The 24,263-nt window shown below is 51.4% G+C and carries 26 protein-coding genes; 18 read left to right on the top strand and 8 right to left on the bottom strand.

From position 1 onward, the window contains the following. Window positions 1-2 precede the first annotated feature (2 nt). From mrdB to lipA, 6 genes are all read left to right on the top strand, one after another. Entirely contained in the window at window positions 3-1,115 is a 1,113-nt protein-coding gene (mrdB, locus tag AL515_RS08190) for a peptidoglycan glycosyltransferase MrdB (protein ID WP_003022718.1), read from the top strand. A gap of 10 nt (window positions 1,116-1,125) precedes the next feature. Further along, window positions 1,126-2,229, top strand: coding sequence for an endolytic peptidoglycan transglycosylase RlpA (rlpA, locus tag AL515_RS08185; protein ID WP_061067511.1), 1,104 nt, complete (start codon window positions 1,126-1,128; stop codon window positions 2,227-2,229). A 142-nt stretch (window positions 2,230-2,371) separates the two neighbouring features. Further along, window positions 2,372-3,583 (top strand): D-alanyl-D-alanine carboxypeptidase DacA, encoded by a 1,212-nt coding sequence (dacA, locus tag AL515_RS08180; RefSeq protein ID WP_048212300.1) that lies wholly within the window; start codon window positions 2,372-2,374, stop codon window positions 3,581-3,583. Between the two features lie 106 nt (window positions 3,584-3,689). Next, window positions 3,690-3,953, top strand: coding sequence for a DUF493 family protein YbeD (gene ybeD, locus AL515_RS08175; RefSeq protein ID WP_000850547.1), 264 nt, complete (start codon window positions 3,690-3,692; stop codon window positions 3,951-3,953). A gap of 113 nt (window positions 3,954-4,066) precedes the next feature. Beyond that, complete coding sequence (gene lipB, locus AL515_RS08170) at window positions 4,067-4,708, top strand: lipoyl(octanoyl) transferase LipB (protein ID WP_061067510.1); 642 nt, start codon at window positions 4,067-4,069, stop codon at window positions 4,706-4,708. A 206-nt stretch (window positions 4,709-4,914) separates the two neighbouring features. Then, window positions 4,915-5,880, top strand: coding sequence for a lipoyl synthase (gene lipA, locus AL515_RS08165; RefSeq protein WP_003022702.1), 966 nt, complete (start codon window positions 4,915-4,917; stop codon window positions 5,878-5,880). A gap of 97 nt (window positions 5,881-5,977) precedes the next feature. On the opposite strand, the gene tatE is transcribed toward lipA, so the two are convergent. Both tatE and AL515_RS08155 read right to left on the bottom strand, forming a co-directional pair. Then, entirely contained in the window at window positions 5,978-6,181 is a 204-nt protein-coding gene (gene tatE / locus AL515_RS08160; protein WP_048212302.1) for a twin-arginine translocase subunit TatE, read from the bottom strand. A 128-nt stretch (window positions 6,182-6,309) separates the two neighbouring features. Next, window positions 6,310-7,098 (bottom strand): deaminated glutathione amidase, encoded by a 789-nt coding sequence (locus tag AL515_RS08155; protein WP_061067509.1) that lies wholly within the window; start codon window positions 7,096-7,098, stop codon window positions 6,310-6,312. A 90-nt stretch (window positions 7,099-7,188) separates the two neighbouring features. On the opposite strand from AL515_RS08155, the gene crcB reads away from it, so the two are divergent. Continuing rightward, complete coding sequence (gene crcB, locus AL515_RS08150) at window positions 7,189-7,572, top strand: fluoride efflux transporter CrcB (RefSeq protein WP_043015566.1); 384 nt, start codon at window positions 7,189-7,191, stop codon at window positions 7,570-7,572. Window positions 7,573-7,623: 51 nt separating this feature from the next. Here the strand turns inward: crcB and cspE are convergent, their stop codons facing one another. Together cspE and pagP are read right to left on the bottom strand one after the other, a co-directional pair. Then, window positions 7,624-7,833, bottom strand: a complete 210-nt coding sequence (cspE, locus tag AL515_RS08145; protein WP_000034825.1) for a transcription antiterminator/RNA stability regulator CspE — start codon at window positions 7,831-7,833, stop codon at window positions 7,624-7,626. A 172-nt stretch (window positions 7,834-8,005) separates the two neighbouring features. Beyond that, window positions 8,006-8,569 (bottom strand): lipid IV(A) palmitoyltransferase PagP, encoded by a 564-nt coding sequence (gene pagP / locus AL515_RS08140; protein ID WP_048212304.1) that lies wholly within the window; start codon window positions 8,567-8,569, stop codon window positions 8,006-8,008. Between the two features lie 457 nt (window positions 8,570-9,026). Here pagP and dcuC point away from each other — a divergent pair, with 457 nt between their 5' ends. Beyond that, entirely contained in the window at window positions 9,027-10,409 is a 1,383-nt protein-coding gene (gene dcuC, locus AL515_RS08135; protein ID WP_061067508.1) for an anaerobic C4-dicarboxylate transporter DcuC, read from the top strand. Window positions 10,410-10,558: 149 nt separating this feature from the next. Here the strand turns inward: dcuC and dpiA are convergent, their stop codons facing one another. Both dpiA and dpiB read right to left on the bottom strand, forming a co-directional pair. Next, window positions 10,559-11,239: a two-component response regulator DpiA gene (gene dpiA / locus AL515_RS08130; RefSeq protein ID WP_005120841.1), complete on the bottom strand. Its 681-nt coding sequence runs from the start codon at window positions 11,237-11,239 to the stop codon at window positions 10,559-10,561. After that, window positions 11,208-12,869 (bottom strand): sensor histidine kinase DpiB, encoded by a 1,662-nt coding sequence (dpiB, locus tag AL515_RS08125; RefSeq protein ID WP_061067507.1) that lies wholly within the window; start codon window positions 12,867-12,869, stop codon window positions 11,208-11,210. The genes dpiA and dpiB overlap by 32 nt, the downstream gene beginning before the upstream one ends. A gap of 389 nt (window positions 12,870-13,258) precedes the next feature. Here dpiB and citC point away from each other — a divergent pair, with 389 nt between their 5' ends. From citC to rna, 8 genes are all read left to right on the top strand, one after another. Continuing rightward, window positions 13,259-14,335, top strand: a complete 1,077-nt coding sequence (gene citC / locus AL515_RS08120) for a [citrate (pro-3S)-lyase] ligase (RefSeq protein ID WP_048212308.1) — start codon at window positions 13,259-13,261, stop codon at window positions 14,333-14,335. Then, window positions 14,332-14,628 carry a citrate lyase acyl carrier protein gene (citD, locus tag AL515_RS08115; protein ID WP_005120843.1) on the top strand — a complete coding sequence of 99 codons (297 nt, stop codon included), beginning with the start codon at window positions 14,332-14,334 and terminating at the stop codon, window positions 14,626-14,628. The genes citC and citD overlap by 4 nt, the downstream gene beginning before the upstream one ends. Then, window positions 14,625-15,533, top strand: coding sequence for an aldolase/citrate lyase family protein (locus tag AL515_RS08110; RefSeq protein WP_048212309.1), 909 nt, complete (start codon window positions 14,625-14,627; stop codon window positions 15,531-15,533). Before citD ends, AL515_RS08110 begins: the two co-directional genes overlap by 4 nt. Window positions 15,534-15,542: 9 nt before the next feature. Further along, the gene (gene citF / locus AL515_RS08105) at window positions 15,543-17,075 is read left to right on the top strand and encodes a citrate lyase subunit alpha (RefSeq protein WP_061067506.1); all 1,533 of its coding nucleotides are present in this window, start codon (window positions 15,543-15,545) and stop codon (window positions 17,073-17,075) included. Between the two features lie 3 nt (window positions 17,076-17,078). Further along, on the top strand, window positions 17,079-17,633 hold the full coding sequence (gene citX, locus AL515_RS08100; RefSeq protein WP_061067505.1) for a citrate lyase holo-[acyl-carrier protein] synthase: 555 nt from the start codon (window positions 17,079-17,081) through the stop codon (window positions 17,631-17,633). After that, window positions 17,602-18,507 carry a triphosphoribosyl-dephospho-CoA synthase CitG gene (gene citG / locus AL515_RS08095; protein WP_061067504.1) on the top strand — a complete coding sequence of 302 codons (906 nt, stop codon included), beginning with the start codon at window positions 17,602-17,604 and terminating at the stop codon, window positions 18,505-18,507. The genes citX and citG overlap by 32 nt, the downstream gene beginning before the upstream one ends. Window positions 18,508-18,530: 23 nt before the next feature. Continuing rightward, a complete protein-coding gene (citT, locus tag AL515_RS08090) occupies window positions 18,531-19,994 on the top strand; it encodes a citrate/succinate antiporter CitT (protein WP_048212313.1) in 1,464 nt (487 codons plus the stop codon). A gap of 110 nt (window positions 19,995-20,104) precedes the next feature. Then, the gene (rna, locus tag AL515_RS08085) at window positions 20,105-20,911 is read left to right on the top strand and encodes a ribonuclease I (protein ID WP_105242154.1); all 807 of its coding nucleotides are present in this window, start codon (window positions 20,105-20,107) and stop codon (window positions 20,909-20,911) included. Window positions 20,912-20,952: 41 nt separating this feature from the next. Here rna and AL515_RS08080 read toward each other — a convergent pair whose 3' ends face one another. After that, a complete protein-coding gene (locus tag AL515_RS08080) occupies window positions 20,953-21,576 on the bottom strand; it encodes a flavin reductase family protein (RefSeq protein WP_061067503.1) in 624 nt (207 codons plus the stop codon). Window positions 21,577-21,672: 96 nt separating this feature from the next. Next, window positions 21,673-22,503 carry an alpha/beta fold hydrolase gene (locus AL515_RS08075; RefSeq protein WP_061067502.1) on the bottom strand — a complete coding sequence of 277 codons (831 nt, stop codon included), beginning with the start codon at window positions 22,501-22,503 and terminating at the stop codon, window positions 21,673-21,675. Window positions 22,504-23,235: 732 nt separating this feature from the next. Here AL515_RS08075 and rnk point away from each other — a divergent pair. Both rnk and uspG read left to right on the top strand, forming a co-directional pair. Next, window positions 23,236-23,646: a nucleoside diphosphate kinase regulator gene (gene rnk, locus AL515_RS08065; protein WP_005120853.1), complete on the top strand. Its 411-nt coding sequence runs from the start codon at window positions 23,236-23,238 to the stop codon at window positions 23,644-23,646. A gap of 183 nt (window positions 23,647-23,829) precedes the next feature. Further along, the gene (gene uspG, locus AL515_RS08060) at window positions 23,830-24,258 is read left to right on the top strand and encodes a universal stress protein UspG (protein WP_003022101.1); all 429 of its coding nucleotides are present in this window, start codon (window positions 23,830-23,832) and stop codon (window positions 24,256-24,258) included. Window positions 24,259-24,263 lie beyond the last annotated feature (5 nt).

The raw sequence follows: 24,263 nt of genomic DNA, 5'->3' as shown, positions 1-24,263 counted from the left end.
TCGTGACGGATAATCCGAACAAAAAAACATTCTGGGACAAAATTCATATCGATCCCACAATGTTGCTTATCTTGCTGGCTCTGCTGGTCTACAGCTCGCTGGTCATCTGGAGCGCCAGCGGCCAGGATATTGGCATGATGGAACGTAAGGTCGGCCAGATCGCTATGGGGCTGGTCATCATGGTGGTGATGGCGCAAATTCCTCCCAGAGTCTATGAAGGTTGGGCGCCGTACCTCTATATCTTCTGTATCATACTGTTGGTTGCTGTCGATGCCTTCGGCGCCATTTCCAAAGGCGCACAACGTTGGCTGGATTTGGGAATCGTGCGTTTTCAGCCCTCGGAAATCGCCAAGATAGCCGTCCCGCTGATGGTGGCGCGCTTTATCAACCGCGATGTCTGCCCACCTTCGCTGAAGAATACGGCTATAGCGCTGGTGCTCATTTTTATGCCCACGCTGCTGGTTGCCGCGCAGCCTGACCTCGGCACCTCAATCCTGGTTGCGCTTTCCGGCCTGTTTGTCTTGTTCCTCTCCGGCTTGAGCTGGCGTTTAATCGGCGTTGCTGTGGTTCTGGTGGCCGCATTTATTCCAATACTGTGGTTCTTCCTGATGCATGATTACCAGCGACAACGCGTGATGATGCTTCTCGACCCGGAAACCGATCCGCTGGGCGCGGGCTATCACATTATTCAGTCTAAAATTGCTATTGGTTCAGGTGGGCTACGCGGCAAAGGCTGGTTGCATGGTACGCAGTCGCAGTTGGAGTTTTTGCCCGAACGTCATACTGACTTTATCTTTGCAGTACTGGCGGAAGAGCTGGGTCTGGTAGGGATTTTAATTCTGCTTGCCCTGTACATTTTGCTGATTATGCGCGGATTGTGGATCGCCGCCCACGCACAAACGACCTTTGGTCGCGTCATGGCCGGTGGTTTAATGTTGATATTATTCGTTTATGTCTTCGTAAATATTGGTATGGTGAGCGGTATTCTGCCTGTAGTTGGGGTTCCACTCCCACTGGTCAGTTACGGAGGCTCTGCACTGATCGTGCTGATGGCCGGGTTCGGGATTGTCATGTCGATCCACACCCATAGAAAAATGTTGTCAAAAAGCGTGTAAGGGGTACGCAATGCGTAAGCAGTGGATTGGAATCTGCATCGCAGCAGGAATGCTCGCGGCGTGTTCAAGTGATGATGGTCAGCAACAGGCTGCCGTCGCGCCGCAACCTGCGGTGTGTAATGGTCCGATTGTTGAAATCAGCGGAGCCGATCCGCGTTTTGAACCCCTGAACCCAACGGCGAATCAGGACTATCAGCGTGACGGTAAGAGCTACAAGATAGTCCAGGATCCCTCCCGCTTTAGCCAGGCTGGACTGGCCGCCATTTACGATGCGGAGCCAGGAAGTAATTTGACCGCATCAGGTGAAGCGTTCGACCCGATGCAGCTGACTGCTGCGCACCCGACGCTGCCCATTCCAAGCTATGCCAGAATTACTAACCTGGCAAACGGTCGAATGATCGTCGTACGCATTAACGATCGTGGCCCATATGGCAACGATCGCGTCGTTTCGCTGTCGCGAGCAGCAGCCGATCGTCTGAACACATCTAACAACACGAAAGTGCGTATCGATCCTATCATTGTCGCACAGGATGGTTCTCTGTCCGGCCCAGGTATGGCCTGTACGACAGTGGCCAAACAAACCTATGCCCTGCCCTCTCGCCCTGATTTAAGCGGCGGTGGCAGCATGCCTGCTACACCGGATGCGGGTCAGCCGCAAGGAGATATCCGCCCGATCAGCAATTCCACGCTGAAAAGCGATGACCCTACCGGAGCACCAGTAAACAGCGGTGGATTCCTCGGTGCGCCGACTACGCTCGCTTCCGGCGTGCTTGAAGGTAGCGAACCGACGCCAGCGCCACAACCGGCTGCCCCTGTGACTGCCCCAGCCACAACACCGACTGTCGCAGCAGCACCAGCCGTCGCCGTTGCCACTCCGGCAGCTGCAGCCAACGGTCGTTACGTCGTTCAGGTTGGTGCGGTAAGCGAGCAGGCGCGTGCACAGCAGTATCAAAAGCGTTTAAGTCAGCAGTTTGGCGTTCCGGGCCGGGTTGTGCAAAACGGTGCCGTTTGGCGTATTCAGATGGGGCCATTCGCCAGCAAGGCTGAAGCCTCCACACTGCAGCAGCGTCTGCAATCCGAGGCGCAATTACAGTCCTTCATCACCGGCGTGTAATAACGTAAACCAGGCATCTGAATTGTCAATTTCTGTAAATGACATTAACAAAGTCACGCGGAAAGTCAGATGCCTGCCAGTTATGCATTTGCTATAGTAGGGCACTTTTTTTAATTTCACCACGGACGTCGTAGTTCAGACCATGAAGACCACTTTTTCCGCTCGTTTCGTGCAGCGCATGGCGCTCACCGCGGCTCTCTGCGCAGCCTCTCTTTCTGCTGCCCATGCAGATGACCTGAATATTAAAACCATGATCCCGGGTGTTCCGCAGATCGATGCGGAGTCGTATATCCTGATTGACTACAATTCAGGCAAAGTTCTCGCAGAACAAAATGCGGACTCTCGCCGTGACCCCGCCAGCCTGACCAAAATGATGACCAGCTACGTCATCGGCCAGGCGATGAAAGCCGGGAAATTCAAAGAAACCGATCTGGTCACCGTCGGCAACGACGCCTGGGCTACGGGCAACCCGGTGTTTAAAGGTTCATCGCTGATGTTCCTCAAACCTGGCATGCAGGTTCCTGTTTCTCAATTGATCCGTGGTATTAACCTGCAATCAGGGAACGATGCTTGCGTGGCAATGGCGGACTTCGCAGCCGGAAGCCAGGATGCTTTCGTCGGTCTGATGAACAGCTATGTGAATGCGCTGGGCCTGAAAAATACCCACTTCCAGACCGTTCATGGTCTCGATGCTGACGGTCAGTACAGCTCGGCCCGTGACATGGCACTGATTGGTCAGGCGCTAATTCGCGACGTGCCCAACGAATACTCTATCTATAAAGAAAAAGAGTTCACCTTTAACGGTATCCGCCAGCTCAACCGTAACGGTCTGCTGTGGGATAACAGCCTGAATGTTGACGGTATCAAAACCGGCCACACTGACAAAGCTGGCTACAACCTCGTTGCATCCGCAACCGAAGGCCAGATGCGTCTGATCTCCGCCGTGATGGGTGGTCGCACCTATAAAGGCCGCGAAACTGAAAGTAAAAAACTGCTGACCTGGGGCTTCCGTTTCTTTGAAACCGTGAACCCGTTGAAAGTCGGCAAAGAGTTTGCTTCAGAACCGGCCTGGTTTGGTAATACCGATCGTGCGTCATTAGGTGTCGATAAAGACGTGTACCTGACTATTCCACGCGGCCGCATGAAAGATCTGAAAGCCAGCTATGTTCTGAACACCACGGAACTGCATGCACCGCTGCAGAAAAACCAGGTTGTCGGCACCATCAACTTCCAGCTTGATGGCAAAACCATTGAACAGCGTCCGCTGGTGGTTCTGCAGGAAATCCCGGAAGGCAACTTCTTTGGTAAAATCATTGATTACATTAAATTAATGTTCCATCACTGGTTTGGCTAAAAATCGAACACTTGAAAGTGTGATTTACGTCCCCATATACTAGGTATCCAGATAACTCCCACGCGCCGTGGGAGTTATTATTTTTTGATGTAACGCCGGAGCTGACATGAAAACCAAACTTAACGAACTGCTTGAATTCCCTACTCCATTTACTTACAAAGTAATGGGGCAGGCGTTGCCTGAGCTGGTTGATCAGGTGGTTGAAGTGGTACAGCGCCATGCGCCAGGTGATTACTCCCCAACGGTAAAACCGAGCAGCAAAGGCAATTACCACTCGGTCTCTATCACTATTAATGCGACACACATTGAGCAGGTTGAAACACTGTACGAAGAATTAGGTAATATCGATATCGTACGTATGGTGCTGTAAAAGCCTGTCGGTTACCCGCTGCATCCCCGCTCGGGTAACCCCTCCCCCCTGTGATATACTTTTCCCCTCTTTAACATTCTCTACTCTATGTGAGTATCTACGGAGATGCCGTTTTGTATCAGGATAAAATTCTTGTCCGCCAGCTCGGTCTTCAGCCCTACGAGCCAGTCTCTCTGGCCATGCACGAATTCACCGATACCCGCGATGAAAATAGTCATGATGAAATCTGGCTGGTAGAGCATTATCCTGTCTTTACCCAGGGTCAGGCCGGTAAAGCAGAGCACGTACTGATGCCCGGTGATATTCCCGTTATCCAGAGCGATCGGGGCGGTCAGGTGACATACCACGGACCCGGCCAGCAGGTTATGTATGTTCTGTTGAATCTCAAACGCCGCAAACTGGGCGTGCGTGAACTGGTAACACTGCTGGAACAAACCGTGGTGAATACGCTTGCGGAGATAGGTATTGACGCCCATCCGCGCGCTGATGCGCCTGGCGTATACGTCGGGGAGAAGAAAATCTGCTCTTTGGGATTACGTATTCGTAGAGGATGTTCGTTTCACGGCTTAGCGCTCAACGTGGATATGGATTTGTCGCCTTTCCTGCGTATCAATCCTTGTGGTTACGCCGGAATGGAGATGGCGAAAGTATCGCAGTGGGATAGCGCAGCCACGACCGAGAGCGTGCGTCCTCGTCTGCTGGCTAACATTTTAGCGCTGTTGGGCAATCCCCCCCACGAGTACATCGCAGACTGAAAAACAGGTTATCGTTTGCCGCAGCATATGTTGTGGCAAATGGCACAAAACAACAACTATTTTACATTTTGCCAGCCTGTCAGGCTGCTTTCTGGCCCGTTTCAATGATATACTGCGTATCACTAATTCAAAAATAGTTGATAAATGCAACATTCCCTTGAATTGAAACGCTTTCCTTCGTAATTCGCAACTGGAACACGCAAGCTATGAGTAAACCCATTGTGATGGAACGCGGTGTTAAATACCGCGATGCCGATAAGATGGCTCTTATCCCGGTAAAAAATGTAGCAACAGAGCGCGAAGCCCTGCTGCGTAAGCCGGAATGGATGAAAATAAAACTGCCAGCGGACTCCACTCGCATCCAGGGTATCAAAGCAGCGATGCGCAAAAATGGCCTGCACTCTGTCTGCGAAGAAGCGTCCTGCCCTAACCTGGCAGAATGTTTCAACCACGGGACCGCGACCTTTATGATCCTCGGCGCAATCTGTACTCGCCGCTGTCCATTCTGTGACGTTGCCCATGGTCGCCCGGTTGCCCCTGATGCTAACGAACCGTTAAAACTGGCCCAGACGATTGCGGACATGGCGCTACGCTATGTTGTCATTACCTCCGTTGACCGCGACGATCTACGCGATGGTGGCGCTCAGCATTTTGCGGATTGTATCACCGCAATCCGTGAGAAAAGCCCGTCGATTAAAATCGAAACGCTGGTACCTGACTTCCGTGGTCGTATGGATCGTGCGCTGGATATCCTCACGGCCACCCCGCCAGACGTGTTTAACCATAACCTCGAGAACGTTCCGCGTATTTACCGTAACGTACGCCCTGGGGCTGATTACAACTGGTCACTGAAGCTTCTGGAACGTTTCAAGGAAGCGCACCCTGAGATCCCAACCAAATCCGGTCTGATGGTGGGTCTGGGTGAAACCAATGCTGAAATCATTGAGGTTATGCGTGACCTGCGCAGCCATGGCGTGACCATGCTGACGCTGGGGCAGTATTTACAGCCAAGCCGTCACCACCTGCCGGTTCAGCGCTATGTAAGCCCGGACGAGTTTGATGAGATGAAGGCTGAAGCCATGGCAATGGGCTTTACCCATGCAGCCTGCGGCCCATTTGTTCGTTCTTCTTATCATGCGGACATGCAGGCGAAAGGGCTGGAAGTGAAGTAATCGTGTAATACTCACTTACATTTCAGCAATAAAAAAACCGGCAATTGCCGGTTTTTTTTCATGCAGAGTATGCAGTATGAGCATCGTGCTCCTGACATTACTCTTTATGGGAAAGCTTCTCAGTCTGAACGCTACCGTCAGCATCTTTCTTAGCATCGGCATTATCATCGTTCATCGCTTTCTTGAAGCCTTTAATTGCCGTTCCCAGGTCTCCACCCAGTGTACGTAACTTCTTGGTACCAAACAGCAGAACGACCAGTGCGGCAACCACCAGCAGTTTGGTAATACTAATCTCACCCATAGATACCTTCTTAACTTAAACCAGGCTGCATAAAGCGCCATATTAACCTGAGAATATTAACGGCCTTTCGACGCGCGCACACAATAGCAATCTGTAACAAGGTGAATCAAGCCTTGTTTAAAAAAACGTCATAATAATTGCGGTGGCGCAAAGCGGCGGTTACGTAACACAGGAAGTTGCGCCCTGACCTGCCTCACCCGCTCAGCAGAAACCTCCGTCATTATCAGCGCAGGCGTTTCCGCCGCAGCGGCAATCGTCACGCCAAACGGATCGATAACCCGGCTTTGACCGATATTCTTGTTACCACACTCCCCCGCAGCAATCACATAACAGGTTGCATCCAGAGCTCTTGCCGCCAACAGCGTTGTCCAATGATGCTCTTTGAGCGATCCTCTCACCCAGGCCGCCGGTAAGACCAGGATTTCAGCCCCCTGTAACGCGAGCGCCAATGCCAGCTCAGGGAAGCGCAGGTCATAGCAGGTCATTAACCCTACCTTTAATCCGTCTACGTCCAGCAATGGCGCTACAGCCTCACCTGCATCGACATTCCGCGACTCCTGAATCGAAAAGGCATCATAGAGATGTAATTTTGCGTAATGGGCGATAACCCGACCTCTCCGTAACGCAACCAGCATGTTCAACGCCCGGCCAGGTACAGAGGGAACATGAATCGTCAGAATCGTCGTCATCTCATTTTGCGCACTCTCTTGCTGTAACCGCGTCAGAAAACCGCCTTCCAGTAGCTGGGCTGACTTCACCGATAGATCGGGGTCGAGATCGTCACGGGCCAACAGCGCTTCCGGCAGCACCAACAGAGATGCGCCTTCTCCTGCGGCCTGAGACATCAACTTGACACACGTTTCCGCATTTTTTTCCCACGAGGGGCCCACGGCAAATTGCCCTGCTGCAACAAACATATTCCCTCCAGAAAAATGGGTTAAGCTCGCCAACAACGATTATTCAGCGTTACACTCACGCTATATACAATCAAATAGCAGGATTATGCAGTGTTACAACTCCTTTTAGCAGTTTTTATCGGTGGCGGTACAGGAAGCGTAGCAAGATGGATGTTAAGCATGCGGTTCAATCCGCTGCATCAGGCCATCCCATTCGGTACGCTGGCAGCAAATCTGATTGGCGCGTTTATTATTGGCATGGGGCTGGCGTGGTTTAACCGCATGACAAACATTGATCCAATGTGGAAAGTGCTCATTACCACCGGTTTCTGCGGAGGACTGACGACGTTTTCAACCTTCTCGGCAGAAGTCGTGTTTTTGCTGCAAGAGGGACGCTTTGGTTGGGCAATGGTGAATGTGCTGGTTAACCTGTTGGGTTCATTTGCGATGACGGCTCTGGCATTCTGGCTGGTTTCTGCCTCTCCTGCACACTAGGCGAAAAAAAACCCGCAATTAAGCGGGTTTTGAATGCTTGCTGTCGTATGCTTACAGAGCGATTACGTTTGCAGCAGAAGGGCCTTTGGCACCGTTAGTGATTTCGAACTCTACGCGCTGACCTTCAGCCAGAGTTTTAAAACCATTGGTCTGGATTGCAGAGAAGTGTACGAACACGTCTTTGCTGCCATCTTCCGGAGTAATGAAACCGAATCCTTTGGACTCATTAAACCACTTAACGTTACCTTTAATCTTAGACATCAAAATTACCTTTACATGAAAAATAGACACAAATGCTGTGTCGGGTATCAGTACAACAATTGTGATGCACTTTGTCCAGTCGAACTTTGTCAAAAAGTGATAAATGTCGCGTTATTTTTCGGACAAACAATGTATCCATATGTTTTTAAACAGGTTTATAATAATCTACCTGTCAAAACTGGAAACGCATCCAGGCAAAGTAGACATTTCCGTTGTTATACGTACCCGGAATGTAGGTCATCTGGAACGTTGCCGGCCCATAGCCTATCGATGCCAACGGCAGGATCAATGGCACGGGAATATAGTTCCAGTTATCGCGCGCGGTGAAACCAGCTGTATAGCCCAGCCCCAGCCGGAAATTATCATCGGCCAGCGGTCGCCAGGTTTTTTCCCAGCCATAGCCGCCAATCGGCTCCCATTTATTAAAGGAATCCTTGAAGGCCATAATATAGAGCCCGTGCCAATTACCTTTATCATCCCAACGGGACTGGCCAAATCCTGCCCCCCAGGGACGTTCGTTGTAGCGATCGGTTTTCTCTTTATCGTAGGCAAAACGCGCATGCCAGGTAATGGCCGGCACATACAGATCATAATGCTCAGGCTGCTGCCAGGTTTCACTGACATTATCTTTAAAAGTATCAAACCACCCTTTATCCTCAGCAAAACCCTGAGGAATAAAGGCTAACTGAATAAAAAGAAATGAAAAAATGAGAAAATAACGTTTAGCGACAATCACGACTTAATTACCATCCTGGGAGTTAGTATTAATTGTAGCAAACAAAACCTTAATGTTAGCTTAACAAAGATGCGCTAATAAAAAATCAGAATATTCTCCACATATAAATTTCAGATCGTTGTCATTATATTTATTGTGGTTTTTATATGTGACATGTTCTCTTATTTCTATTAACCGGTTTCTCTTACGCAAAAACACCAAATAAATTACAATTAATTAACATCAATGCATCATCACAAAACAAAATAACACATAAAACCAGAGTGTTTCACAGTTTTTGATTGCCGTACTCCCTTTTCATCCGCTATGTTGAAAAAACGCCTGCGCCATCGGTTGAATCCGTATTTTTATTGATTTTAATCAGCAAGAGGCAGGTGTTTATTAGGCACATTCTCACACCGCTTTATGCTTTTTTTAGTTTTTTTACTTTCTGGGCGTCAATATGACAGGGGAAACAATGTTGACATTTATAGAACTCCTTATTGGAGTCGTTGTTATTGTGGGTGTGGCTCGCTACATCATTAAAGGTTATTCCGCGACCGGCGTATTGTTTGTCGGGGGCCTGGTTTTATTGATTATCAGCGCCCTGATGGGACATAAAGTTCTGCCCGGCAGTGCCGAAAGTACCGGCTACACCGCGACAGATATTGTTGAATATATTAAAATTTTGCTGATGAGCCGCGGCGGCGACCTCGGCATGATGATTATGATGCTGTGTGGTTTTGCCGCCTACATGACGCATATCGGCGCGAACGATATGGTCGTTAAGCTGGCCTCCAGGCCCCTGCAATATATCAACTCGCCTTACATGCTAATGATTGCCGCCTATTTTGTTGCCTGCCTGATGTCACTGGCAGTCTCTTCGGCAACCGGGCTGGGCGTGCTGTTGATGGCGACACTCTTTCCAGTCATGGTTAACGTTGGGATCAGTCGTGGTGCTGCGGCGGCCATTTGCGCCTCCCCTGCCGCAATCATTCTTTCTCCAACTTCCGGGGATGTCGTGCTGGCTGCAAAAGCAGCGGAAATGCCACTGATCGACTTCGCGTTTAAAACCACGTTGCCGATTTCCATTGCTGCCATTATTGGTATGGCGATTGCTCATTACTTCTGGCAGCGCTATCTGGATAAAAAAGAGAACATCTCTCACGAAATGTTAGATGTGGCAGAAATCACCACTACGGCTCCCTCGTTTTACGCCATTCTGCCGTTTACCCCGATCGTCGGTGTACTGATTTTTGATGGTAAATGGGGCCCGCAACTGCACATTATCACGATTCTGGTGCTGTGCATGCTTATTGCCGCAGTGCTGGAGTTCATCCGCGGATTCAACACCCAGAAGGTTTTCTCAGGTCTGGAAGTCGCCTACCGCGGAATGGCAGATGCCTTTGCTAACGTCGTCATGTTGTTAGTTGCAGCCGGTGTATTTGCTCAGGGTCTGAGCACCATTGGCTTTATTCAGAGTCTGATCTCTATCGCCACCTCATTTGGTTCTGCGAGCATTATTCTGATGCTGGTCCTGGTGATTCTGACCATGCTGGCCGCAATGACCACAGGCTCCGGTAACGCGCCTTTCTACGCCTTCGTTGAGATGATCCCAAAACTGGCGCACTCTTCCGGTATCAATCCTGCCTACCTTTCGATCCCAATGCTGCAGGCGTCAAACCTCGGACGCACAATCTCCCCGGTATCCGGTGTGGTTGTGGCTGTCGCGGGGATGGCGAAGATTTCACCGTTTGAAGTCGTAAAACGAACTTCTGTTCCGGTAATGGTCGGACTGCTGATTGTGATTATCGCCACTGAAGTGATGGTACCGGCAACGTCTGCCCTGATTAGCGGTTAACGATACCTGTTAATACCTGACCTTAATACACAAAATCATTTATGCTGCATCGCGGCGGCAAGTGAAGACATCCCCAGGAGCATAGATAACTATGTGACTGGGGTTTCTGCACGCAGCCAACAAAGAGGCAGCTTAAAGGATGACGTGTATTAGCCGCCGTGGTAAATACGCTGCGGTCTACCTACCTTCCCGTGAATAATCTCTGCAATGATCAAATGGCGGCTGGCACAGTACTCCAGGTAGCGTCTGGATGTTGTACGGCTGATGGTTAGCGCCTGGGCGATCGTTTCCGCAGTATGATGTACCGTCGGATCAGCAAATAACTTCAGTACAGCATTCAGCGTTAGCGCGTCGATCCCCGTCGGCAAATCCCCTTTCGGCTCACCGCGCGCATAGGCATTAAACATTTCATCAATCTGTTTTTGGCTGGCACTGTCATTACCGGCCAGCATTCTTCTGCGTTGCTGATAGCGGGTAAGCGTCTGCCCCAGTCGCTCGTAGGCTATGGGTTTAACCAGATAATCAAACGCCCCGCTGCGTACGGCTTCGGAGACCGTATCCATATCACTAGCTGCCGTGGTAAACACCACGCCGCCAGGGTAACGTGCCTGAGTTAGCTCGTGTAACAGAGTTATGCCCTTGCCATCCGGCAAGTAATTATCAAGAAGAATCAAACCGGGCTTAAAACGCTCAATCATCATTCTTGCCTGCGCAAGATTACCCGCCAGCCATATCTGGCTAAAACCGGGTATATGGCGGATATATTCAGCATGCATTTCCGCCAGTAGCGTTTCATCCTCAACGATTAACAGCGTTAATGGTTCCGTCATTGTTTTTTTTCACTTTCGGAAGAAATAAAGAAAATAAGGTGCCGCAGGGGGCGTTATCTTCGAGCGTAATAACCCCATTACAGCGCCTCACATAACTTGCAATCAGATACAAACCGATGCCATGTTCGCCTGGTTCATCGGTACGAGTGCTCACACCCTGTTCAAATATTTTTTCGCGCAATGCTTCCGGTACGCCACAACCTTGATCGGCGACTTCGATGATCACCTCATCGCCCTCATCGCTCAGATAGAGTTCAACGACCTTGTTACCCTGCTGGGTACGCAAACTGGCTTCAAAAGCATTATCAAGCAGATTGCCAACAATTGCTGCAAACTCTGTGCTATCCAACCCCTCAGGAAGTTTATGCAGTTGACTGCCAGGCACAATGGTCATTGTGAGACCAAGTTCCCGCGCACGCTGTACCTTGCCAAACAGCAGGCCTGCAACCTGACGATCGGCGAAAGCGCCGCGCAGACTATCAATGAGTTGCTGCTGCGCCTGGGATTCTCCCTGCACCATGGCCAGAACCTTGTCATATTCTTTCATTTGCAGCAGGCCATTGATGGTCGACATCCAGTTCAGGTGCTCATGGCGCAGCGTTCTCAGGCTCTCTACATACTGTTTGATCTGCGTTAATTGCGCATTAAGGGTAGCAATTTCATCTTTACTACGAAAACTGATGATTGCCCCGAGCAGTTCATCGCCTGAGCGGATAGCCTCGCGGTTGGCAATAACACTCAACCCATTAAAGTTAACCATCGCATCCTGGCGCTTTTCCGCAATCTGCTGGGTAAAAAAGTCTGCTGGCTGAACGACGTCCGCAATCGGCTTACCCAACCACTTACGTCCAGGCGACGAGAGCCCCAGCATTTTTCTCGCACTGCGGTTTATCGCCGTAATGCACCCGTCAGGATCAACAGCAATTAAGCCTTCGTAGACTGAGCTAAACAGCGCCTCCTGCTGACGTACCACCCGCGCAATTTGTTTAGGCTCCATACCCAACATCTGACGCCGAATATGGGCGGCAAAAAACCAGGAAAGTAACATAAGCACCAGTAACAACAGAATGAACACCCCAGCCATCGGAAGTAAGAAATCCGAGCGCCAGCTGTCTATTTTACTGATCAGGTAGCCAATTGAGACAACACCGATGATTTTACCATCATCATCAAAGATAGGGGTTTTGGCGCGCATCGCCATCCCGATAGATCCTTTACCGGTAATAAAGTAGCTTTCCCCTTTCTCCAGCGCGCCGGGTTTGGTGAACTGCATGGGGTAGCCAATTTTATCCGGATTAGGGTGATAAAGACGGATCGAGTGGGTATCGCCAATAACCACATAGTCAAAGTCAGTCCCGCTCTGCAACTTATCCGCTATCGTTGCCAGACGCTCGTAATCACGGTGCTTTACGGCAGCAATAATGCTGTCGTTGGAAGCGATAATTTTCGCCTGATTCATTGCCATATCGCGGACATGCGTTGTCAGATAATCTTCAAAGCTGGCGGTAAAGTATTGTGCTAACGCCGCGATGATAAAAACAGAAACGACCAGAATGAGTAGAAAAATACGCAACGGAAACGCCAGGCTGCGAAAAAAAGGAAACCGTGTTTTATTTTTCTTTTTTGACATGTTTTTTCCTCACCGACGTTAACCGAAACTTATTTTTCGTTGTATATGTAATAAAAATGTTTTATTTACAAGTCACGGCCTAAAATAGGATCGTTACAGATTCCCCACCTTAAATCAATTAAACAAATAAAAACCACACGCTATTTTCGGGTTAAATTAATTAAAAAACTTAAAACCATAAAACACATTAAAACCATCTAACTTATTGTGAAATAAATCAAAATTTGCCGCCAAAATACTCCTTACGATGTATGCAACAGGGAAAAAAAGAAATACTCCGTAATAAAAAAACATTCCCTTCAATTGCAAACAAAACGTTATCAAGTTGCTAAACAGAGCAACAAAAACAGAAACCCAGTAACAAATATACCATCGGGGCTCTATTTACTATGTTCGGTAATAATATATTCACGCAAGTTAAACGCTCAGAAAATAAAAAGATGGCGGTTATCGCTCAATTTCTGAAAGAGAACGATTTGAGCGTTGACACCACCGTCGAAGTATTTATCACCGTCACCCGTAACGATCGTCTGATCGCCTGTGGCGGCATCGCCGGCAATATCATTAAATGCGTCGCGATCTGTGAATCCGTACGCGGTGAAGGCTTAGCGCTGACGCTGGCGACTGAGTTAATCAACCTCGCCTACGAGCGGCATTGCACCCATCTCTTCATCTATACCAAAACCGAGTATGAGTCACTGTTTAAGCAGTGCGGCTTTTCGACGCTGACCAGCGTGCCCGGCATTATGGTACTGATGGAAAACAGCACCACTCGCCTGAAACGTTACGCTGAATCACTGGCAAAACAGCGCCGTGAAGGGAAAAAAATTGGCTGTATCGTGATGAATGCCAACCCCTTCACCAACGGGCACCGTTTTCTGATCCAACAAGCCGCCGCACAGTGCGACTGGCTGCATCTGTTTTTGGTGAAAGAAGATACTTCGCGTTTCCCGTATGAAGACCGACTGGACCTGGTCCTCAAAGGGACAAAAGATATTCCACGTTTAACCGTACACCGCGGTTCGGAATACATCATCTCTCGCGCCACGTTCCCGTGCTACTTCATTAAAGAGCAGAGCGTTATTAACCACTGCTACACCGAAATAGACCTGAAAATTTTCCGTCAGTACCTGGCCCCGGCACTCGGCGTTACGCACCGTTTCGTCGGTACTGAGCCATATTGCACCGTCACCTCCCAGTACAACAACGATATGCGCTACTGGCTGGAGACCCCAACACTTCCCGCCCCGCCGATTGAACTGGTGGAAATTGAGCGGCTGTGTTTCCAGGAGATGCCGATTTCCGCCTCCTGGGTGCGCAAGCTGCTGGTTAAAAAAGATCTCACGGCTATCGCATCCCTGGTACCCGAAGCCACGCTGCACTACTTGCAAAGCATGGTTGAGCGAACCTCATCGGCTGCGGCAGTCCGCCAAAATACCCCCGCATTAGCAACAGGTGAAAAATGAAAATAAACCAGGCAGCCGTCGCAGGCACTCTCGAGTCCGGTGATGTGATGATCCGCATCGCCCCGCTCGATACGCAGGATATTGACCTGCAGGTTAACAGTAGCGTCGAAAAGCAGTTCGGTGATGCCATCAGGGCCACCATTCTGGACGTTCTGTCCCGCTATAACGTCCGCGGCGTGCAATTAAATGTTGATGATAAAGGCGCACTGGACTGCATTTTACGTGCGCGACTGGAAGCATTACTGGCCCGCGCCAGCGGCATTCCGGCACTGCCATGGGAGGATTGCCAATGATTTCCGATTCTTTACAACAACGTAAATCCCGCACACGCCGCAGCATGTTGTTCGTACCAGGCGCTAACGCCGCGATGGTCAGCAACTCATTCATCTACCCGGCAGATGCGCTGATGTTCGACCTGGAAGACTCCGTCGCACTGCGTGAGAAAGACACCGCGCGCCGCATGGTCTATCACGCGCTGCAGCATCCGCTGTATCACGACGTTGAAACTATCGTGCGCGTAAACGCCCTCGACTCCGAATGGGGCATCAACGATCTTGAAGCCGTGGTACGCGGTGGTGCTGACATCGTACGTTTACCCAAAACGGATACCGCCCAGGATGTCATCGACATCGAAAGCGAAATCCTGCGCATCGAGAAAGCCTGTGGTCGTGAACCCGGCAGCACCGGTCTGTTGGCCGCTATCGAATCACCATTAGGTATTACCCGCGCGGTAGAAATTGCCCATGCTTCCGAGCGTCTGATCGGTATTGCGCTCGGCGCAGAAGACTACGTGCGTAACCTGCGCACTGAACGCTCCCCGGAAGGTACTGAACTGCTGTTTGCCCGCTGCTCAATTCTGCAGGCTGCGCGTTCTGCTGGCATTCAGGCGTTCGATACCGTCTATTCCGATGCCAATAACGAAGCGGGTTTCCTGCACGAAGCCGCACACATCAAGCAACTGGGTTTCGATGGTAAGTCGCTCATCAACCCGCGTCAGATTGAACTCCTGCACAACCTGTATGCCCCGACGCGCAAAGAGCTGGCTCACGCACGTCTGGTGGTAGAAGCCGCTGAAGCCGCCGCCCGTGAAGGCCGTGGCGTAGTTTCCCTCAACGGCAAGATGGTCGACAGCCCGGTTATCGAGCGCGCCCTTCTGGTTATCTCCCGTGCAGAACTTTCCGGCATTCGCGAAGAATAAGGCAAAAAAATGACGCAGAAAATCGAACAGTCTCAACGCCAGGATCGCGTGGCGACCTGGAGCCGTCATGCAGAAAGCGAGCTTTCCGCTTATCAGAGCACCGCAAAAGTTGAATTACAGGCGCAAAAACCGCGCAACAAAAAACTGTGCGCTAACCTGGAAGAGGCCATTCGCCGTTCAGGCTTACAGGATGGCATGACCATCTCCTTCCACCACGCTTTCCGTGGTGGCGATCTGACGATCAACCTGGTGATGGATACCATCGCTGCAATGGGCTTTAAAAACCTGACGCTGGCTTCCAGCTCCCTGAGCGACTGCCATGCGCCGCTGGTTGAACACATTCGTCAGGGTGTCGTCAGCCGTATTTATACTTCTGGTCTGCGTGGCCCGCTGGCAGAAGAGATCTCTCGCGGTCTGCTGGCTGAACCTGTTCAGGTCCACTCTCACGGTGGTCGTGTACATCTGGTACAAAGCGGCGAGCTCAACATTGATGTCGCTTTCCTCGGTGTGCCGTCCTGTGACCCGTTTGGTAACGCCAACGGTTATACCGGTAAAGCGTGCTGCGGCTCACTGGGCTATGCCCGCGTAGACGCCGAAAACGCAAAACAGGTTGTCCTGCTGACCGAACAGCTGCTGACCTACCCGCATAATCCAGCCAGCATTACCCAGGATCAGGTGGATCTGATCGTGCAGATCGATCAGGTCGGTGATGCGGACAAAATTGGTGCTGATGCCACTCGCATGACCACCAACCCGCGCGAATTGCTGATCGCCCGCAGCGCAGCAGAGGTTATTGCTAACTCCGGCTACTTCAATGAAGGCTTCTCACTGCAGACAGGCACCGGCGGCGCGTCTCTGGCCGTTACCCGTTTCCTGGAAGACAAAATGCGCAGCCGCGACATCCGTGCTGACTTTGCGCTGGGCGGTATCACTGCCACCATCGTTGACCTGCATGAGAAAGGTTTAATCCGCAAACTGCTGGATGTACAGAGCTTCGACCGTAATGCGGCTGAGTCCCTGGCCCGCAATCCAAATCACATTGAAATCAGTGCTAACCAGTATGCCAACTGGGGCTCAAAAGGCGCCTCTGTCGATCGTCTGGACGTCGTGGTGCTGAGCGCATTAGAAGTAGACACCAACTTCAATGTGAACGTACTGACCGGTTCTGACGGCGTACTGCGCGGCGCATCCGGTGGTCACTGTGATACAGCTGTTGCCGCAGCGCTTTCCATCATCGTCGCACCGCTGGTTCGCGGGCGCATCCCGACGCTGGTTGATAACGTCCTGACCTGCGTAACCCCAGGTTCCAGCGTTGATATCCTGGTCACTGACCACGGTATCGCCGTCAACCCTGCGCGCCCTGAGCTGGCAGAACGTCTGCAAGAAGCGGGTATGAAAGTCGTGTCCATTGAATGGTTGCGCGAACGTGCACAGCAGCTTACCGGTCAGCCACGCGCTATCGAATTTACTGACCGCGTAATTGCCGTTGTGCGTTATCGCGACGGTTCAGTGATTGACGTTGTGCATCAGGTGAAGGAATAAGCCATGCACCTGCTCCCTGAACACGCCACCTGCCACGCGGTTTCCATTCCCGAGCTGCTCGCCAGCCGTGATGAGAGACAAGCGAGGCAACATGCCTGGCTCACGCGTCACCACGCGCCATTGGTCTCTTTTACCGTGGTAGCGCCAGGTCCGATCAAAGACAGCGAATTAACCCGTCGCATCTTTAATCACGGCGTCATCGCCCTGCTTGCGCTGGCGAAACAATCATCCTGGATTGTCAGGGAGCAAACTGCGCTGGTCTCCGCCAGCGGTCCGGAAGGTCTGTTGTCCATCGAGGCACCAGCCCACGACCTCAAGCTTGCCACTATCGAGCTTGAGCATTCACATCCGCTGGGACGGTTATGGGACATCGATGTCCTGACCCCTGAAGGGGAAATTCTGTCCCGGCGTCATTTCGCGCTTCCTGCCCGCCGCTGTCTGTTGTGCGAGCAAAGCGCTGCAGAATGTGCGCGGGGTAAAACCCACGCGCTTTCCGACTTACTCATTCAAATGGAGGCACTGCTGCATGATGCCGATTCCCGCAACATCGACGAATAACGCAGTCCTTCCTCTGGATCTGCCCGACGCCTACGCAACACTTGCCTGGCGCGCCATGCTGACTGAAGTCAACTTATCGCCCAAGCCAGGTCTGGTGGATCGCATTAATAATGGTGCGCATAAAGATATGGCGCTGGAAGATTTTCATCGCAGCGCCGAAGCGATTCAGGCCTGGCTGCCACGTTTTATTGAATATGGGGCGTTTAGCGCACAGCTGTCGCCTGAGGATGTATTGAAAGGACTGCGTCCGCTGGGTATGGCCTGCGAAGCTGATATGTTTCGCGCCACTGCTGGGGTAAATACCCACAAAGGCAGCATCTTTTCTCTGGGACTGCTGTGTGCCGCCATTGGCCGCCTGCACCAGCTCCAACTGACTGTTACCGCTGAAACCATTTGCTCTACGGCAGCAACATTTTGCCGGGGCCTGACCGAGCGCGAACTGCGCCAGAACAATCAACAACTCACGGCTGGCCAACGTCTTTATCAGCAACTGGGATTAACCGGCGCACGGGGCGAAGCCGAAGCGGGATACCCGCTCGTCATCCAGCATGCCCTGCCGCACTACCGCGCACTGCTGACTCAGGGCCGCGACCCTGAACTGGCGTTACTCGACACTTTATTGCTGCTGATGTCTATCAACGGCGACACCAACGTGGCTTCACGTGGCGGCGCAGAAGGTCTGCGCTGGCTACAGCAGCAGGCCACCGCCCTGATACAGCAAGGGGGGATTCGTACCCCTGCCGATCTCGAATACCTACACCAGTTCGACCAACAGTGCATTGAACGCAACCTCAGTCCCGGAGGCTGCGCCGATCTGCTGATCGTCACCTGGTTCTTAGCTCAGATTTCACAAGTTCATCATTATCACAATTAAAGATCCTTTCCGGAGAATCACACATGTCTTTAGCAAAAGATAAAATATGGAAGTTACTGGCCCCATTGGTTGTAATGGGCGTCATGTTTCTTATCCCCGTCCCTGATGGAATGCCTCCACAGGCCTGGCACTACTTTGCCGTGTTTGTGGCGATGATCGTCGGTATGATCCTGGAGCCAATTCCGGCAACAGCGATCAGCTTTATCGCCGTAACGATCTGCGTTATCGGCAGCAACTATCTGCTGTTTGATGCTTCAGAACTGGCCGACCCGGCATTTAAAGCGGGTAAGCAAGCGCTGAAATGGGGTCTGGCGGGCTTCTCCAGCACCACCGTGTGGTTGGTGTTTGGTGCGTTTATTTTCGCGCTGGGTTATGAGGTCACCGGTCTGGGTCGTCGTATCGCGCTGTTCCTGGTGAAATTCATGGGGAAACGTACCCTGACTCTGGGCTATGCGATTGTTATCATCGACATTCTGCTGGCGCCGTTTACACCGTCCAACACCGCGCGTACCGGTGGTACTGTATTCCCGGTTATCAAAAACCTGCCGCCGCTGTTTAAATCCTTCCCTAACGATCCTTCCGCGCGCCGTATCGGCGGATATCTGATGTGGATGATGGTTATCAGTACCAGCCTGAGCTCCTCTATGTTCGTGACCGGCGCTGCGCCAAACGTACTGGGTCTGGAATTCGTTAACAAAATCGCCGGAATTCAAATCAGCTGGTTGCAGTGGTTCCTCAGCTTCCTGCCGGTCGGTATTATTTTGCTGATCGTTGCTCCGTGGTTGTCATACGTTCTGTACAAACCAGAAGTCACTCACAGTGCTGAAGTTGCCGCATGGGCCGGTGATGAACTGAAAACCATGGGTAAACTGACCCGTAAAGAGATAACGCTGATCGGTCTGGTTCTGCTCAGCCTGGGTCTGTGGGTTTTCGGTGGCAAGCTGATTGACGCTACCGCAGTGGGTCTGCTGGCGGTCTCCCTGATGCTAGCGCTGCACGTGGTACCGTGGAAAGATATTACCCGCTATAACAGCGCATGGAACACCCTGGTCAACCTTGCCACTCTGGTAGTAATGGCCAACGGTTTAACCCGTTCCGGTTTTATCGACTGGTTCGCCAACACCATGAGTACGCATCTGGAAGGTTTCTCGCCTAACGCGACAGTAATCGTGCTGGTGCTGGTGTTCTACTTTGCTCACTACCTGTTTGCCAGCCTTTCTGCGCACACCGCCACCATGCTGCCGGTTATTCTGGCTGTAGGTAAAGGTATCCCGGGCGTGCCGATGGAACACCTGTGTATCCTGCTGGTACTGTCCATCGGTATCATGGGCTGTCTGACTCCGTATGCAACAGGCCCTGGCGTTATCATCTACGGCTGTGGTTATGTGAAGTCTAAAGACTACTGGCGTCTGGGTGCTATCTTCGGCGTTATCTACATCTCTATGCTTCTGCTGGTCGGCTGGCCGATTCTGGCAATGTGGAGCTAATCATTTCGGTTCACGCCTGATGAAAATGATGCCAGTCAGCTAAACCTGACTGGCATTTTTTATGATTAAATAGATGATATTCATAATTTATATAAGTATTCGAAATCATCATGACATCAACATGGCGTTATTCTTCATTACTGGCAGCGCTTCTGCTGCCAGTTTCTGCAGCTCAGGCCGATGAACTTCAGGCAAAACAGTACGCTGATTTTGACTGTTACGTGCTGGCCCTCTCCTGGCAAACCGGATTTTGTCAGAGCCAACACGAGCGTAATCGTCAGGAGCCTGACGAATGTCGTTTACAAAAAGAGAGCGCAGACAAAGCGGATTTCCTGACCGTTCACGGTTTATGGCCCAGCCTGCCTAAATCCATTGCCGCCCGTGGAGTAGACAACCGCCGCTGGATGCGTTTTGGCTGCGCAACGCGACCAATTCCCAACCTGCCTGAAGCACGTGCCAGCCGTAAATGCGCGGCCCCCGAAACCGGACTGTCGCTGGAAAGCGCAGCAAAACTCAGCGCTGTAATGCCCGGCGCTGGAGGGAGATCCTGTCTGGAACGTTACGAGTATGCCAAACATGGCGCGTGTTTCGGTTTTGATCCCGACGCGTACTTTGGCACGATGGTACGGCTGAATAATGAGGTTAAGAACAGCGAGGTGGGCAAATTCCTGGCGGAAAACTACGGCAAAACCGTCAGCCGTAACGCATTTGACGCTGCAGTTGCCAAAAGCTGGGGCAAAGAGAACGTCAAAGCTGTGAAGCTAAGCTGCCACGGCAATCCAGCGTATCTCACTGAGATCCAGTTATCCCTGAAAGCCGACAACATCAACCAGACGTTATCTGCACAGTCATTCTTACCGCAACCACATCCAGGTAGCTGTGGTAAACAGTTTATTATCGACAAAGTGGGATATTGAAACTTGCGACCGACGCTGCAAGCCGGCGTCGGTCCGTAAGCTTAGCGTTTTGCTCGGGCGTCCGGGCGAACTAAATCAAAACGGTGTGTTTCACTGATCGAATAATATGCCGTTGGCCCACCTGCGCGCAGTACCGGCTTCGCTTTCGCCGTCTGATAGATGCCGTCTTCCAGCAGCGTTTCATCGATGTGGATGCCCACCACTTCCCCCAATACCAGCCAGGTATCAACCGGTGAGCCATCTGCGGCCGTCAGTTGCAGGCTCTGTGATAAACGACACTCAAAATTGACGGGACTTTGTGCCACGCGCGGCACGTTAACTAACCGACTCTCTGCTTTGCAAAGCCCTGCGGCAAAGAACTCATCCTCGCCGTGCGGCAGACTGGCCGACGTTTCGTTCATCGCAGTGGCCAGCTCAAGAGTCGTCAGGTTCCAGACAAATTCACCGGTTTCGATAATATTCTGCACGCTGTCTTTCCAGCCGCTGCTGGCAAAACCGATAATCGGCGGATGATAGTTAAAACAGTTAAAGAAACTGTACGGCGCCAGATTATGCCGACCGTTACTGTCACTCGACGCAATCCATCCAATAGGGCGTGGCCCAATAATGGCATTGAGCGGGTCATGTGGCAGGCCGTGTCCCTGTGACGGTTGATAGAAATACATAGTTTTCCCTGGTGAAGTTAACCTCTGCTAAGCATAAATTGTGCTTCGCTCATCCCCCTGACGGAAGAGGATCAGCGTAGAACAATCCACGAACGATTACGACTGAATAAAGTCGAGTAGATCGGCGTTGATCTGCTGTTTATGGGTGGTGCAAATACCGTGAGACCCTCCGGCATACACCTTCAACTGTGCATCTGGTAGGATTTCTGCCGCAACCTTGCCGCAGGTTTCAAACGGGACAATCTGATCGTCGTCACCGTGGATCACCAGCGTCGGGATAGTCATCTTTTTGAGGTCCTCACGCAGATCTGTTTCCGAAAACGCGTGGATACAGTCGTACAACGCTTTGATGGAGCCTTGTAAACCCTGTTCAACAAAACTTTCCCTGACGGCTTTCGACTCTTTTGCGCCCGGTCGATTGTAGCCATAGAATGCGGCCGTCAACTCATAGAAAAAGGCGGCACGATCGTTCACAACGCCTTCACGAATGCTATCGAACACCTCCCTCGGTACACCATTCGGGTTAAAGTCGGTTTTAATCATGATGGGTGTTACCGCACCAATGAGTACCGCTTTTGCGACCCTCTGCGTCCCATGGCGGCCAATATAACGAGCAACTTCGCCACCGCCGGTAGAGTGCCCGACATGCACAGCATCTTTGAGATTGAGATACGCGGTAAGTTCGGCCAAATCGTCAGCATACTGATCCATATTGTGGCCATCCCAGGGCTGGGCCGAACGCCCGTGCCCTCGTCTGTCATGGGCTATCACACGAAATCCTTTCGACCCGAGAAACAGCATCTGATCTTCAAATGCATCTGCGGTTAGCGGCCAACCATGGCTGAACACAATGGGCTGGCCGCTTCCCCAGTCTTTGAAATGCAAATAGCTGCCATCTTTTAAGGTAAGTTTGTCGTACTGGCTCATGAGATCTCCTGTCGAGGAACACTGAGTTGTCGTGACGCGCCCGCAGCGAGCGCTTAAAAAGCATAATGCAAATTTGAGAACGATCACGTTTTTCGGCTAAAATCACACCATACGCGTAATGCTTGTCAGTTACGAACTAAAGGTAATGAACCTGTTGCCTCTGGTGTATTGTTCCGTTCACCTTATGTTTTTCACTTCTCTGAAACCATACTGCCTGTGAACGTGTTAAGGGTACTATCGCTGTACCCTTAACAATCCCGGCTCCCGGCGGAAAATCGATGAGGCGTTGACGGCTGACCGGGTCTGTCCGCAGGGATGCGGACAGAGGGGACGGCCTGCATGGACGTAGGCTCGGCCCCGACCCGACAGGCAGACGGCATAAGACGAATACATCGCGTAGCGACGATTTTCCCGCCGGGAGCCTGGGTTGCAAGGGAGGCGGCGGCGAGCCTCCCTTGCCCGTTCACGGGGGCTGTGCCGCAGAAAAGTGATGCCGCTGAAGTGAACGGAACCCTGAGCCGGAATCACATGTTCCCTATAATGCTTAACTGGCTGACATTACACCATACGCGACAATATTGATGATTTGCCTGAATGTGAACTAAATCACTTCAAACATGGGGTAAGTCTCAGTATCATCATAAAAGCTAAACCCTTGCCGCCTGACGGTGAGGGTTTTCTTTTGGGATTATTTACCTGCGCATCCGCAGTATCGACGACATGGAGTAATAAATGTCCAGACCAACTATTATCATTAACGACCTCGATGCGGAACGCATTGACCGCCTGTTGGAGCAACCTGCGTTTGCTGGTTTACCGATAGCGGACGCATTAAACGCTGAACTGGATCGCGCCCAAATGTGTTCCCCGGAAACCATGCCGCACGACGTGGTGACCATGAACAGCCGCGTGAAATTCCGCAATCTGAGCGATGGCGAAGTGCGTGTACGTACCCTGGTATATCCGGCCAATATGACTGACAGCAGTACACAGCTTTCGGTAATGGCGCCAGTCGGTGCAGCGCTTCTGGGCCTGCGCGTTGGCGATACGATCCATTGGGAATTACCGGGCGGTACATCGACCCACCTCGAAGTCATCGAGCTTGAGTACCAGCCTGAAGCTGCAGGCGACTACCTGCGCTAACTCTGTCTTATCAAAGCGACTCGCTTTATCTTACAGGGGATGCATCCGCATCCTCTTTCCGGTTAGATCTCCCTGCTCCTCGCTTTCTTTCCTGTTCGCAAAACACAAATCTGTGTCGTGACTGACAGAATCATTTTTAATACTATGCTGTTATGTGTTCATGTAATGACAAGGAGAATGTTTATGTACAACACGATCATAATGCCTGTTGATGTATTCGAAATGGAACTGAGCGACAAGGCTATTCGCCATGCAGAATTTCTGGCCCAGGATAAAGGGGTTATCCATCTGCTGCATGTGCTGCCAGGCTCAGCGAGCCTAAGTTTGCACCGCTTTGCGGCTGACGTTCGTCGTTTTGAAGAGCATCTGCAACACGAAGCGGAAACCCGTCTGCAAACGATGGTCGGTCACTTCAGCATCGATCCTTCCCGTATTAAGCAACACGTCCGCTTTGGCAGCGTCCGTGACGTGGTCAACGAGTTAGGTGAAGAGTTGAATGCAGATGTCGTTGTCATTGGGTCGCGTAACCCATCAATCAGCACCCATCTGCTCGGATCTAACGCCTCCAGCGTTGTCCGCCACGCTACCTTACCGGTGCTGGTCGTTCGCTAATAAAA

It is taken from the genome of Citrobacter sp. FDAARGOS_156, from assembly GCF_001559235.2.
GTDB classification, from domain to species: Bacteria; Pseudomonadota; Gammaproteobacteria; order Enterobacterales; family Enterobacteriaceae; genus Citrobacter; species Citrobacter youngae.
This window is presented reverse-complemented; position numbering and strand designations above follow the sequence as displayed.